Source organism: Enterovibrio norvegicus DSM 15893, assembly GCF_900115495.1.
Lineage (GTDB): Bacteria > Pseudomonadota > Gammaproteobacteria > Enterobacterales > Vibrionaceae > Enterovibrio > Enterovibrio norvegicus.
Genome location: NZ_FOWR01000017.1, coordinates 91,350 through 105,847, shown reverse-complemented (window position 1 = coordinate 105,847; position 14,498 = coordinate 91,350). Strand labels below are relative to the sequence as shown.

Sequence of the window (14,498 nt, the reverse complement as noted above, 5' to 3'; positions counted from 1 at the left end):
GACGGTGACGGCGTCGGCGATAACGGCGATGCCTTCCCAACGGATGCTACTGAGACCAAAGACTCGGATGGCGACGGTGTGGGCGACAATGCCGATGCCTTCCCGAACGATGCGTCTGAAACCACGGACTCTGACGGCGACGGTGTGGGCGATAATGCCGATGCCTTCCCTGACGATGCCACTGAAACCACAGATTCCGACGGTGACGGTGTCGGTGATAACAGCGACGTTGACCGTGATAACGATGGTCTGTCAGACGAGCTAGAGCTTCGCACCAGCGCTGACATTGTTGATTGGCCGGTGCAAACCGGTAATGCCAGTTTCACCAATGGCGTGCTCTCTGCCAACGGCGGCTCTTGGTCTTACCAAGCCAACTCTGCGCGTTTCTCGACCTATGGATTTAGCGACAGCTACCGTTTGAACTTCACCGTCGATGCGCTGGGCAGCAATAATATGTTTGGCTTGGGTAACATCGAGTCCAGTGCAAGCTATGGCGATATCGACTACGCCTTCTATATCGTCAATACCACCTTATATATCTACGAAAGCGGTGCATATCGCGGCAACTTCGGCAGTAACAGTGTGGCGGTTGGCGATGTGCTCACGCTGGAAGTCGATAACGGCACCGTGCGATACCTTCGTAACGGAGAGCAAATCAGAGAGATCACCTACGCTGGTGACACGCCAGATTTCTATGTCGATTCCAGCTTCTATAACGGTGCGATGCGTCTGAGCAACATTGAGCTCACTCCCCTCTCAGGATCGGGCTTTACGGTGGATGTTGATAATGATGGCGTGACTAATGATGTGGATTTGGATTCCGATAACGACACCATCCCTGATGTGGTCGAAGCCGGTCTGACCGATGCGGACGGTGATCTGATGGTCGACAGTATCGACCTACAAGCCAGTGTCGATCCTGCGCCAGATTCAGACGGTGACGGCATTCCTGACTACCTTGATTTGGAAAGCCAGAATGCATTGAACGATGGTACCGCCTTTGACATGCACGGCTACGACTTTGCGGCGTTCGACACCAATGGTGATGGCATGCTCACCCTTCAAGACGGCGAAGGGGGTAGCGATCTCAACGGCAATGGCGTTGATGATCGTGCAGAAGACTCGGACGGTGATGGTATTTCTAACCCGAACGATGAAGACGATGACAACGACGGCACGCTCGATATTTACGATGCCTTCCCATTTGATCCAAACGAAGACACGGACACAGACGGTGATGGCGTGGGTGATAACGGCGATGCCTTCCCTACTGATGTAACAGAGACTTTAGATTCTGATGGAGATGGTACAGGTAACAATGCTGATATTGATAACGACAATGATGGTCTTTCAAACGCCGTTGAAAAACGCGTGTCTGTCGACGTAACACATTGGACATACTTTAACGGCAATGCCGAATTTACTGATGATGAGCTACGCGCAAATGGAGGAAGCTGGGCACATCAAGCCAACTCTGAGCGTTTTTCGACGTATGGGTTTACTGACAGGTATCAACTAACTTTTAAGGTTGCCTCGCTTGGATCTTACAACATGCTAGGGCTAGGCAGCGTTGAAAGCTCAGCAAGCTACACAGACATTGATTATGCTTTTTACCTCTCGAACGGAAACTTATATATCTACGAGAACGGTACGAACATCAGTGATGCCATAAACCCTAGGGTGGCTGTTGGTGACACCCTATCAATCGAGGTATCGCAAGACATCATCGTTTATCGTCACAATGACAACACGGTGCGAGAAGTATTTATCAGTGGTAGCCTTCCTGATTTCTACATTGACAGTAGCTTCCACAGCGGTAATTTCCGTATCAGCGATATTCAATTGATTCCTCAGTCTGGCGCTGGATCTTCCCTAGATGAAGATGGAGACAACGTTCTCAATGAGTTTGACTTGGACAGCGACAATGACACGATCCCAGACGTGCTCGAGGCAGGCATTTGGAGCGTGGGAGATTCACTCACGCTTACCGACTTGAGCCTTCAAGGAAGTGTTGACCCTGCGCCGGATAGCGATGGGGATAACATTCCAGACTACCTTGATCTCGAAAGCCAAAACCCGCTAAACGATGGAACAAGCTATGACATCAACAACACGTATTTTGCTGCATTCGATACTAATGGGGATGGCAGGCTAAATACGGATGATGATTTTGGCGGAGAAGACAACAACGCGAACGGTATGTCTGACTTCGTTGAAGAGTTTGGTGGTTCACCCTCTTCCTCACATTAATCTCAAATCAGTTCCACGCATTCGACTCCAACAAAATTGACGAAAGCGTGGAACATTTGACGGTGAAATCTAAAGCCCTCTTCGAAGAGTTATCTTTGATCTCATTTAGCCAACACTCTGACCAAATGTTGTTATTCAAACAAACCCGCGCCGTAAGATATTTGATACAAAAACACGCCACTTTGTTCATTTTATCGAAATAGAGACCATTCACAGGCGAAAACCTGATATCAAACCATTTAAAACGCCCTACTAAATCATTATATAACAAACACTTAGTATGTTTCACCACCTACTAATTCACCTAGTTATCCACAGATTCTGTGCATAGGTCAGCATGAGGCCAATTGCTATTTTTTCAATTAAATACAATGAGTTACTATCATTTTGTCAAAAAAATAAATTTTTCTTGACCTGTTGATGAAATCGCTAGTTGTTAAAAGGGGGTATTTATGGGCTACGGACGGCGAGAATTGGGAGGATAAACTTGTTGCGTATCACGGTGTTATTTTAGATAAACCAACGTTCAGCAGTGTCAAATAACAGACGGTCTTCACCAGGAAGTGCAAGCAATGAAATACCCATCGGCATACCATCAACCGTCAACAATGGGAGTGTGAGTTGCGGTAAACCTGCAACTTCAGCAATGGCGTAAAGCCGACGCTGGTTAATCAGGAAAGTTTCAATGTCAAAAGCATCATTCTCTGCAGCAGGACCCGGCGATGTCGGGATCATTAATAACTCACCACTGTTCAATAGGCCTTGAAAGGTATTGGTGAAAAATTCACGCTTCTTTTTCGTTTCTACAAATTCTTTAAAGCTTTTGCCTCGAATGCGCTTTAGATACTCATCAGTTTCTTGAGACACTTTCGGCTTGTAATGATCAAGCCACTGACCGTATTCAAAGTCGATCTCTCTCCCTAAGATCACCGAATGAATATTCTGCGCTTGCGTCAGCATCAACTTGCTAAACGTTGCAACTTCTTCTTTCGGAACTTTAACTGTCGAGAAGAACACTTCCCACTCCAACATCGCCTCAATAGGCAACAGATCTTGGAACAGGCTTGACGCGTATTTGACTGTCTTTAGCTTCACTGGCCGAAGTGCTTTCGTCCAGCATTTCTCTGCGATTTGATGCAACGACGGCAAATGCTTCGCCATGACACCCACCGCATCAAATGAAGGAGAAACCGTAGCAATACCACGCATGTCTAACAGTTCTGGAGACGGGCGATAAGCATAAAGTCCGTTATAAGCCGCGGGAATGATCACTCCACCACAGCAGTCGTTACCGACAGCTATCGTGGCAGCGCCTTGAGTAATCGCCAATGCCGCGCCAGAGGAAGAGCCGCCTAAGCGACGTTCTGAAGAAAAGGGATTGGACAGTTTAGCTAGGAAGGGATTAATACCGCTTATACTGGTGCCAAAATCATCAACCTGTGTCTTGCCTATCAGCCGGCACCCTGACTGCATGATCGTCTGCACGACTTGCGCATCAAATTTCGAAGGCTCGTTGTTGTCTGACCATGCAGGAATACCAATTCCAGTGACATAACCTTTAATTCCCACGCATTCACTCACCACCAAGCGTTGACGAGCGAGGATGCCCTTCGCCACGTCTTGACGTTCTGGTTTAAACTTATGCAACAAGTAACTGTCTTGTGACATGTGTGGCGGTACTCCAAATATCTCTAGCTATTCATAAGCTTATAACGAGTTTTCATTTTTTGCGTATGCATGACATTAAAATGTTGATGAATCTTTTGTCTTACTCTCAGCTCACGAGCGTTTGCTGCATTTTTCTGAGAGTGCCATTGCGCTGGTTTTGAATTCATTACTCGTAAAATATTCATCATTGATTTGCAGTTTACGGCTCTGCATCCAGCTGTCTGAGGACGACCCTTGCCCATAGGGTATGTCGTAAACATGAAAGTGTTGATTTTGATGCAAATAAATCAAATTTGCTGGCACACGCAAAGGCTTGAAAGGCTTATTTAAGTACAAATTAAAATTACCCGAACAATCAGTGACAATGTATGAACCTTTATCACTACGTATTGCAATGTAAGGCGCTTCAGACACTGTAAAACGTGCAAGCGACCATACGCCCGGCTTGCTCGTTAGCTGTAAGAACGGCATCGGTTCATTACGCACTGCTTCTTTTTGTGTATCGACAGGTTCGAGGACATTTTCCTGCTGGTCATCCGTCTCGTCTTCTATGTAGACCACCTTAACAGTCGGCGTTTTTGGCTCAATCGACGCGTCTTCAAACCAGGCGGTAAAATCAGGCCAAATCACTTGCCTCGCACCAATGATCACAACAGCAAGGCATAGAGAAACGATCACTGCAGGTAGCCAAAACTTGTTTGCCCAAGGCATCAAGCCGGGACGTTTTACGCCGCTGGTCCTGTCTAACTCAGTTTCAAGCACCTCATTTTCTGAAAGAACACGACGTAACTCAGCGGCGAGTTTTTTCTGCTCAGCAATAGCGGCTTCTTTTTGTGGCATCAATCGGCTTCGCTCATCTTTGAGCAGCACTATCTCCCCTTCAAGTAACGAGATTTTTCTCAATAACTCAGTATTCTTTATAGGGCCTTCTCGCGAACCTGAGCCTTTCTTAGCTTGCGCCAATTGACCTTTTAGCAGTTGATTTATCGCAGAAAGCTCTTCTTTTTCTTTCTTGAGCTGGTTCAGTTCACGTTCGAGTGTTCCACCTTCCCTTACGGAGGCAGAAGCAGGAATGGTCAGTAAATTCTGCCCCTTCCCTTTCGCAGCGTTTTCGTAGGAGTGGCGTACCAGATGCATGAGCGCTTGCGATCCACCCTTGTCTGGATGTACTCGAGAAGACAATAGCTTATAGCGCTGCTTTACAGTGGCAGCGGAGGCATCCGGTGAGGTTCCAAGTAAGTCGTTAAACGTAGTCATTTACACTAACAAGCCAGCTAAGATGATAATATATCGGCCGAGATAACAGTTCCTTGAGAGAACTCTGAGGTTTTCAATGAAAGAATTGAAGCCATATTTCGAATGCCGCTTCGTCTCATATATAAGATAGCCACTTCCCGTATGTTCTGCGCCCTAAAAAACCAATGCTTTGCTGCATCTCTCTTTTTATTTTTCATTGCGGACACCTTTTATTAACACAATTATGTATTTTTTACTCACTTAACCCATCATTTCAATCAAAGCCCCTATTTCTCATTGCAATCGTAATTTTGTGATCTATGATACTTGCGAAAATTTGATGTTCCGATGAAGACAGCAGGAGAGAGATGGCTATCGCCGTCCGCCGAAGAAGTAAATCTTTCAGGCACCTGAGAACGCGATTTGCGTTCAGGTATGGACTGTTGTTGGAGGAGCCTCTGGAGAGATCCGTTAAATCGGACGCCGAAGGAGCAAACTTGCTTACTCAATCTATGTTGGGCGATTGCGAGTGAAACTCTCAGGCAAAAGGACAGAGGAGATAACCGCAACAAAGTACCCACTTTGCTGCTACTTTTTGCGGCTACTCTCCTCCTTTGAATCTAAAGGGGGATAAATGAACCATTCACTGTATAACTTGCTACAAACCATCGATAACCTTGTGTGGGGTCCACCCCTACTTCTGCTACTTGTTGGCACTGGTGTCTATTTTACGTTTCGCCTCGGCGCGATTCAGATCTTCAAACTGCCACTTGCACTGACCTACATCTTTAAAAAAGAAAAAGGGATCAAAGGCAAAGGTGATGTTTCCAGCTTTGCTGCACTGTGCACTGCGCTATCTGCCACCATTGGTACAGGTAATATTGTGGGTGTTGCAACGGCCATTAAGCTTGGCGGTCCAGGCGCACTCTTTTGGATGTGGATGGCAGCCCTGTTCGGTATGGCAACAAAGTATGCAGAATGCCTGCTTGCGGTGAAATACCGTGAGAAAGATGCATCCGGCAATATGCTTGGTGGCCCGATGCTCTACCTTGAAAAAGGTGCTGGGCAAAAATGGCTAGCCCGTCTTTTCGCCTTCTTTACCATCGGTGTTGCGTGCTTCGGTATTGGTACCTTTCCACAGGTCAATGCGATTGTTGATGCAAGCCATATTGCATTCAACATCCCACATGAAATCACGGCTATTGTGCTAACCACTTTGGTTGCAGCCGCCACGATCGGCGGCATTAAATCCATTGCAGGTATTGCCAGCAAAGTGATACCGACCATGACTGTGATTTATGTTACGGCGTGTGCGGCCATATTGTTCAACCATGCCGACGCAATTCCTTCCGCCATCGGTTTGATCATCGAATCTGCCTTCACACAAACAGCGGCGACGGGGGGTTTTGTGGGTGCCAGCATTATGCTTGCTATTCAATCGGGTGTTGCTCGTGGTGTATTCTCGAATGAATCTGGCTTGGGCAGTGCGCCAATGGCTGCAGCCTCTGCACAAACGAACTCGTGTGTTCGCCAAGGTTTGATTTCCATGGTTGGTACCTTTTTGGACACCATCGTTATCTGTTCAATGACGGGACTGGCATTGGTTTTGACGGGTGTTTGGTCAATGGATATCGCGGGCGCCCAAATGACCACAAAAGCGTTTTCCATCGGATTGAACCAAGAGTATGGCCCTATCGTGGTTGCGATCGGTTTGATGTTCTTTGCGTTCACCACCATTTTGGGTTGGAACTACTATGGTGAGCGATGTGCGATTTATCTGTTTGGCCAACGTGCTGTGTTGCCTTACAAAATCATCTTTGTTGCTTTGGTATTGTCAGGCGCATTTATAAAATTGGATATGATTTGGCTAATTGCGGATATCGTAAACGGATTAATGGCGGTGCCAAACCTGATTGGCTTGATCATTCTTCGTCACGTGGTGGCACAAGAAACCTCGCTTTACTTTGATCAGTTGAAGCAAAAAGTGAAAGAGAGCCGTGCCTCGTCAAACCAAGCAAACGCATAATCATCTCGCAATAGTAACCCTGTCATTCTGATTTGTGTGTTTATCGTTGAGTTAGAAGGCAAAACAGCGCCTTATGAGGCGCTGTTTTTTTATACGTTGCGGTTTCTTTTATGAATATTCTTCTATGAACTAGGCTTATGCCGTTTTTGCCTTCAGCATGTCGCTCAACCCTAACTTGCCAAAAATCGCGTCGTAGTGCGCGAAGTTAGGTATACGCGTGTGGTGCTGAACTTTGTTCCCCACCGCAACGAACTCATAGCCGAGCGTATTTGTGGCCATTTTGTCCCACTCACCATCGCCAAAATACACGCGACGAGTAAAGAGTGCGCCCGTGTCTTGTTTTGCACGAAAAGCCGCTAACGCCATGATTTCGCTGCGTGTCATGGCATCAGAGCAAGAAGCGAAGCTTACGTGGTTAATGTCAAACCCGGCAGCGCGAAGTTTCATGCGCGCAGATTCTTCCCAACCGCCCGTTGCAATAGCAAGCACGACGTTAGGGTGCATTTTCATGTCATTCACAAATTGAATCGCACCCGGTGAGGCTTGGAGTTCGTGGCTGTTGGATGCGATATACGCACGAAGTTTGGTGAGGAATACACTCTTAACATCGCGGAGGATCTTCATGCGATTCTCGCGCATGCCTTGTTGCTCAATAAGCTCTTCTAGAATACCGATGTCCGTCACGTTCAAAAACGCACCCAACTCGTCGGTAAGTTGGATTCCCATGACTTCTTCAATAGCAGATCGAAAACATTCCGAATCAAAATCATAACTGTCGATGAGCGTTCCATCGACATCCAGCATAAACAAATACATCGCGCCATTCCTCAAATCTTAAAATCACACAGTTCTCAAGGCTGATTTGACACTGCGCAGCGCCCTCTCTGGCGCCTACAAATAACATTAAATTTACATCAATGCACACTTGGCAACATTCTAGAGATAGTAGACGCACATTAAAGCTGGCGCACAGTGTAGTGATTTTTTGTGACGAATAAATGGCCGCGATGAACAGCGGCCTGTCTTTATTCAAAAAATGTGAGGACTGGGTCGGTTATACAAGCGGAATCTCGTGTGATGCACTCTCGTGGCCTTCCTCGCCAATCATTTCGTCATAAGGGCTATCCATCACCAAGGTGGCGACGCGGAAGCCTTGATCGACCAATGATGCTTTGGCGAGGTTTAAGCAACCATAAAACATCAGCTCGCCCTGTGGGCTTCGTTGGTAAGTAATGGTTCCCTTCCCTGCTTCAATACCAACAAGGTATTTGCTGGTATCAATACAACTCACAATGACGGCTTTCTCTGTTTGGCGAACGGCATTAGACATGATCTTCCCCTTTGTGTGTTTTTTGTGGTTACGCAGAGGTTAGGTGATTAGATCACGACGTCGCGAGAAAGCGAGAAAGCGAGAAAGCGAGAAAGCGAGAAAGCGAGAAAGCGAGAAAAGATGACAGTGCGAAAAGCTTGGGTAAAGAGAGAAAAAGAAAAAAGAGAAAGACGAGAACAGGAAAAATGGAGGCGCGTCCCGGAGTCGAACCGAGGTCCACGGATTTGCAATCCGCTGCATAGCCACTCTGCCAACGCGCCAACGTGTTGCTGAAATGAAATTTCAAGCAATTCAGAGAATGTTCTCTGGCTACGGGGCGGCATTATAGGGAGCAACAACGCGGACGCAACGCTTTTTTGAAACTTTCCAATCAAGTGTTTCTCAATTGCGCATATTGGCGATTCTTCGTGCTTTCTCTTTCAAATTAGTGACATCCTGAGAGCGCTTTTTATACGCTATTCTTTTCAGTGAATCCCGCATGAAAAATTGATGCAGAAAGAGTGCTTGTCAAGACTTGAAGATCACACGATATAGTGGTTTGATCTGCGCCCTTGCCAATCAGAGACACAATATAGCGTCTTTGAATAATAAACGCTCAACACGACCGCATTACTTCCGAGGTGCAATTCATAATGGCTAAAACCAAGTCAGCTTCTGATATCGAAACCACAGGCGTACTTTCTGTTCCTTACCAAGACACGTCAATGGAAATTTGGGACAGCAAATACCGTCTTAAAAGCAAGCACGGCGATGCTATCGATGTCACGCTAGATGACACATTCAAACGTGTCGCACGTGCACTTGCGGATCTTGAAGAAAAGTCAGTTCAAGAAAAATGGTACAAGGAGTTTTTGTGGGCACTTCGTCATGGTGCAATCCCTGCGGGACGTATTACGTCTAACGCCGGTGCGTTTGAGCACAAGCCTGCAACTTCTACCATCAACTGTACTGTTAGCGGCACCATCCAAGATTCAATGGATGACATTCTAGGTAAAGTGCACGAAGCAGGTCTTACCCTAAAAGCAGGTTGTGGTATCGGCTATGATTTCTCTACGCTTCGCCCGCGAGGTGCATTCGTATCGGGTGCTGGCGCGTATACGTCAGGCCCACTGTCGTTCATGGATATCTACGACAAGATGTGCTTTACCGTGTCTTCTGCAGGCGGCCGTCGCGGTGCACAAATGGGCACGATGGATATTCGCCACCCAGACGTGACCGAATTCATTCGCGCAAAACGTGAAGATGGCCGTTTACGCCAATTCAACTTGTCATTGTTGATCACTGAAGAATTCATCGAAGCCGTTAAGAACGACGGAGAATGGAAGCTGATCTTCCCTATCACTGCCAAAGAAGCACGCCAAGACAAGCTGGATCTCTACACTGATGAAAGCATCGTTTGGGCTGACTGGCCAAACAGCGACGATTTGGTTGAAGATGAAAAAGGCCGTGTTGCCTGTAAAGTTTACCGCACAATGCCTGCGCGTAACCTGTGGAACGTGATCATGTCGTCTACCTACGACTACGCGGAACCAGGCTTCATTCTGATCGACAAAGTTAACCAGATGAACAACAACTGGTTCTGTGAAGAGATCCGCGCAACGAACCCATGTGGTGAGCAGCCTCTTCCACCTTACGGTGCGTGCCTTCTTGGCTCTGTGAACCTCACCAAGTTCGTTCGAGACCCGTTCACTGACAATGCACAGTTCGATTGGGAAATGTACCGCAAGGTAGTTGCAACCTTCACACGTATGCTGGACAACGTGGTTGAAATCAACCAATTGCCACTTGAAAAACAACGTGAAGAAATTCAAACCAAACGCCGTCACGGTATGGGCTTCCTCGGTTTGGGCTCTACCCTGACCATGCTTCGTCACAAATACGGCAGCGCAGCCTCTATTGCCTTCACGGAACAAGTAGCGCAAGAAATGGCGATCACCGGTTGGGAGCAAGCGGTTGAGCTAGCGGCTGAAAAAGGCGTTGCGCCTGTGATGGACAAAGAATTCGTTGTTACTGCGAAGATGCTTCGTCAACGCCCTGAAATGGTGAAAGACGGCATCAAACTCGGTGACAAAGTCGCTGGTAAAGTTCTTCACGCGAAATACAGCCGCTACATGCAGTTGATTGGCGAAGTGCGTCCAGACCTTATTGAGAAACTAGCAGCGAATGGCGGCCGTTTCACGCACCACAGCTCAATTGCACCAACGGGCACGATTTCTTTGTCGCTAGCAAACAATGCAAGTAACGGCATTGAGCCAAGCTTTGCGCACCACTACACGCGCAACGTCATCAAATCAGGCAAGAAATCGAAAGAAAGCGTTGATGTATTCAGCTTTGAATTGTTGGCTTACCGCGAGCTTATCAACCAAAAAGCAATGCCATACAGCACCAAAGAAGACGAGCAATTGCCTGAGTACTTCATTACCGCTGATGACATTACGCCTAGCCAGCACGTAGAAGTTCAAGCCGCTGCTCAGCGCTGGATTGACTCGTCGATTTCTAAAACGGCCAACGTCCCTACCGACTTCCCGTTTGAAGATTTCAAAGACATCTACATGGATGCGTATGACAAAGGCCTGAAAGGCTGCACCACCTTCCGCTTCAACCCTGAAGTGTTCCAAGGTGTATTGGTGAAAGAAGAAGATCTTGAGAACACCACCTACGTGTTTACGCTGGAAGACGGTTCTACCTTCGAAGCCAAAGGTAACGAGAAAATTGAATATGACGGTGAGCTGCACTCTGCCGCTAACCTTTACGATGCGCTAAAAGAAGGTTACTACGGTAAGTTCTAATCGCATCTGTTCAGTAAAATGGGAGCAGCAGAGGTGCTGCTCTCGTCAGAAAGAAGTAGTTCATCATGACACGTAAAATCGAAAGCAAAATTGTCGCGTATAAAGTAAAAAGCAAAGATGCGATTCAAGAAGCACCGGTGCAAGCTGTTCCAGAAGCACCGAAGCTTGAAACCATGCATGAAGAAATGCCGCGCCCAGAGAAACTGCTTGGCACGACATACAAACTGAAAACACCTGAGCACGTTTCAGAGCACTCTCTGTTCATCACCATCAATGATGTTGTATTGAATGAAGGCACTGATCATGAGCTACGTCGCCCGTTTGAAATCTTCATCAACAGCAAGAGCCTTGAGCACTACCAGTGGATTGTTGCGCTAACCCGCATCATCTCTGCGGTGTTCCGTAAAGGTGGCGACTGTACTTTCTTGGTTGAAGAACTTCGTTCAGTGTTCGATCCGAAAGGCGGTTACTGGAACAAAGGGAAATACGTTCCGTCACTGATCGCTGAAATCGGCAACGTGATTGAACAGCACTTGATGGAAATTGGCATGCTTAAAAATCCAGAAATGGACGAGCATCAGAAAGCCTTTCTTGAAGCAAAACGTGCAGAAAACACAGCCAAAGAAGAAGTGAAGGAAGAAGAACCTGTGAACACAGGCTTTCCGCCAAGCGCGACCCTTTGCTACAAGTGCCACAACAAAGCTGTGATCGTGAAAGACGGTTGCCAAACCTGTCTAAACTGCGGTGATTCTAAGTGCGGTTAATCCGTATTTAACGCACAATGAACAAGGGCTTCTCAGGAAGCCCTTTTTTGTAGGTTTTCTTTATCGTTCAAAATTTTAGAACGATACCCCCAGATTTTTCCGCTTTTTTTCCAACAGTTGAAGCCGTATATTTTCCTGCATTGGTGAACAAATCGTTCATTTTTTGGAGCAACGCATGGCTAGCATTCTGGTTCTGAAATCAAGCATCCTCGGCGACCATTCTTCATCGTCAACGCTGATTAATGAGTTAGTAGATAACCTCAGCAACACAGCCTCAATCATTGAACGCGACTTAGCCACACACCCGGTGCCAGTATTGGACAGTGAAATCATGATGGGGTTACGCGGTGCTGAGAATCTGTCAGAACGCCAACAACGTGCCCTTGCACTTTCAGACCAATTGATCACCGAAATTCAGGTCAGTGATACGCTGGTAATTGCTGCACCAATGTACAACTTCAGTGTGCCCACTCAATTAAAAAATTGGATCGACCTTATTGCGCGTGCAGATGTGACTTTCACCTACACAGAGCAAGGTCCTAAAGGTTTACTTACCGATAAAAAAGCCATTGTGGTCACAACGCGCGGTGGCATTCATAAAGACTCACCGAATGACCACGTAGTGGGTTACATGAAAACGGTGTTGGGTTTTATTGGTATCTCAGACATCGAGTTTGTTTACAGCGAAGCCCTCGCCATGGGAGATGAACCTGCAAAAACATCAATGGACAGTGCGCGTCGCACTCTGTTGTCCTTGTTTTAGACAAGGAAAAGTTGCCAACACCCACAGCGCTCGGGAGTGATCCCGCGCGCTGTGGGCTTTTGCGTTTGGCTCTTCGGAGCCTTTTTTTATGTTCAAGGTTCGAGGTTCGAGGTTCGGCAGTATGCTATGTGATGACATCCGTCATTCGAGAACTTTCATCTTCTTCTCAGCACTTTTCTCGTCTCTCGAATCTCGCAATCTCGTCTATAGCAATTCACGTTTCGTTATCTCGCGTCTTCGCCCTTAAAACTCAACCTGAACATACAAGGTGTTGTAGTTACTCCCACCTTTGATGCGTCCAAACTGACTCGCTTTTTCGAAGATGGCAGAACGGTGATGAATCGAGTAACCTAACCAGGCACGGTCGAGGGCGGGAACATTAAAGAGATCACCCAAGTTAACGTCCAACGACAAGTCGATATAATTCAATAGATTGCTTGGCTCATACCCCTTTTCGTCCAACTCGGTTTGTTCGATGTAGGTAATGTTGTTCACATAAGACAAGCCCTCCGCAACACCGATTCGCCATTTCGTTGGCCATTCCACTTCATAGAACGCTTTAATGGCCATAACGAATTCAGAGGAAGATGCTTGAACCTTTGAATTCCAATGCCACACCACGCCCGGTGTCAGATAGATATCAAGCGGGACGCCGAACAATGAATCCGTCAGTGGATGACCGTAAAACAACGAGGTAAGTTGGTTGTTGAACGGGTCTTTTTCGCTATCACCAGCAATAATGTCGCCAATGTTTGATGGCGTTGCCCAACCATGAGCCACGCGCCAGTATGGACGCGTTGAAAGCTCTCGCTCGCCGTGTCGACGGTTGTCGTTGAAGAACCCAAAGCCCGCAAACACTTCCCCTTGCCAATCCGTGTCAATAGACGATGCATTGCGCACATTGCTGTCAAAATACGTCGCATAGGTGGCACCAACGAGATACAGGTTGGAATAAACGTGGTATCGCCCCCTTACCCCGATTTTGATGTCTGCACCTGCGCCCAGGCGTTCACCTCGGTCGCTAAATTCTGACAGACCGTAGTAATAGCTGTTGAAGTTGGCATCTTTATAACGAACAGAGGCCGTGGCATCGACGAAGTAATCATCACTTTCAAACGTTTTGCCCAACGTCGCGACACCATGAAAACGTTCACTTTTATCGGAAAGAAACTCTAAGTCTGTGTACCAGCCCTCGCCAAAGTCTCGCTTGAGTTGAAAGCCGTAATCTCCCGTGTCCCCGCCAATGTCATTTTGCACGTCCCGCGGCAAGTCGATAAAACGCATGCGCAGAATCGCATTGAGTCGCCATTCCTCTTTTTCCCAAAGACGAATGCCCCCTTCAGTGCCATTGATGAAGAACGCTTCATCTTGATAGAACATCATTGGAACAAAGCTCGACACATAATCGCTGCCAGTGCCTTTATAGGGAATGCCAGCACTTCGCATCGTGGCAGCAATGCCCCAGTTTTCGCTTCGCTTAGAACGTAAGGTTTCTATATCGGCAGGCGTTTCCTCAGTGGTCTCAGCTGGCAATGGCTCAGATGGCACAGGTTCAGAGGGTGCAGGCTCAGACGTAGCAAATGCACCAGCACTGGTAAAAATGGCGGCACTCGCCACTAAAGAAGGAAGCGTAAGGATGTTGCGTAAAACCATGACATTGACTGCGTTGATG

General features: G+C 47.2%; 9 protein-coding genes, 1 tRNA gene, 1 pseudogene and 1 riboswitch. Of the genes and pseudogenes, 5 read left to right on the top strand and 6 right to left on the bottom strand.

What is annotated here, in order from left to right; genetic code table 11:
• Positions 1 to 2,250: pseudogene (locus BM082_RS25335) on the top strand (hypothetical protein); the annotation flags it as partial.
• Between the two features lie 510 nt (positions 2,251 to 2,760).
• Here BM082_RS25335 and BM082_RS12685 read toward each other — a convergent pair.
• A complete protein-coding gene (locus tag BM082_RS12685; protein WP_017010539.1) occupies positions 2,761 to 3,918 on the bottom strand; it encodes an amidase family protein in 1,158 nt (385 codons plus the stop codon).
• A gap of 111 nt (positions 3,919 to 4,029) precedes the next feature.
• Positions 4,030 to 5,175: a J domain-containing protein gene (locus BM082_RS12680; RefSeq protein ID WP_244276016.1), complete on the bottom strand. Its 1,146-nt coding sequence runs from the start codon at positions 5,173 to 5,175 to the stop codon at positions 4,030 to 4,032.
• A gap of 427 nt (positions 5,176 to 5,602) precedes the next feature.
• Positions 5,603 to 5,718, top strand: a riboswitch (glycine riboswitch).
• 70 nt (positions 5,719 to 5,788) lie between these two features.
• Here BM082_RS12680 and BM082_RS12670 point away from each other — a divergent pair.
• Positions 5,789 to 7,180, top strand: a complete 1,392-nt coding sequence (locus BM082_RS12670) for an alanine/glycine:cation symporter family protein (RefSeq protein WP_074927154.1) — start codon at positions 5,789 to 5,791, stop codon at positions 7,178 to 7,180.
• Between the two features lie 135 nt (positions 7,181 to 7,315).
• Here the strand turns inward: BM082_RS12670 and BM082_RS12665 are convergent, their stop codons facing one another.
• From BM082_RS12665 to BM082_RS12655, 3 genes are all read right to left on the bottom strand, one after another.
• The gene (locus tag BM082_RS12665) at positions 7,316 to 7,996 is read right to left on the bottom strand and encodes an HAD family hydrolase (protein ID WP_017010543.1); all 681 of its coding nucleotides are present in this window, start codon (positions 7,994 to 7,996) and stop codon (positions 7,316 to 7,318) included.
• Positions 7,997 to 8,234: 238 nt separating this feature from the next.
• Entirely contained in the window at positions 8,235 to 8,510 is a 276-nt protein-coding gene (locus tag BM082_RS12660) for a DUF6482 family protein (RefSeq protein ID WP_017010544.1), read from the bottom strand.
• Positions 8,511 to 8,696: 186 nt separating this feature from the next.
• Positions 8,697 to 8,770, bottom strand: a tRNA-Cys gene (locus tag BM082_RS12655).
• Positions 8,771 to 9,142: 372 nt separating this feature from the next.
• Between BM082_RS12655 and BM082_RS12650 the strand changes: the two genes are divergently transcribed.
• From BM082_RS12650 to BM082_RS12640, 3 genes are all read left to right on the top strand, one after another.
• Complete coding sequence (locus BM082_RS12650) at positions 9,143 to 11,299, top strand: adenosylcobalamin-dependent ribonucleoside-diphosphate reductase (RefSeq protein WP_017010545.1); 2,157 nt, start codon at positions 9,143 to 9,145, stop codon at positions 11,297 to 11,299.
• A gap of 65 nt (positions 11,300 to 11,364) precedes the next feature.
• Positions 11,365 to 12,063 carry a TSCPD domain-containing protein gene (locus BM082_RS12645; RefSeq protein WP_017014644.1) on the top strand — a complete coding sequence of 233 codons (699 nt, stop codon included), beginning with the start codon at positions 11,365 to 11,367 and terminating at the stop codon, positions 12,061 to 12,063.
• Between the two features lie 175 nt (positions 12,064 to 12,238).
• On the top strand, positions 12,239 to 12,826 hold the full coding sequence (locus BM082_RS12640; RefSeq protein WP_017014645.1) for an FMN-dependent NADH-azoreductase: 588 nt from the start codon (positions 12,239 to 12,241) through the stop codon (positions 12,824 to 12,826).
• A 243-nt stretch (positions 12,827 to 13,069) separates the two neighbouring features.
• Here BM082_RS12640 and BM082_RS12635 read toward each other — a convergent pair whose 3' ends face one another.
• Complete coding sequence (locus tag BM082_RS12635) at positions 13,070 to 14,479, bottom strand: MipA/OmpV family protein (protein WP_074927153.1); 1,410 nt, start codon at positions 14,477 to 14,479, stop codon at positions 13,070 to 13,072.
• Positions 14,480 to 14,498 lie beyond the last annotated feature (19 nt).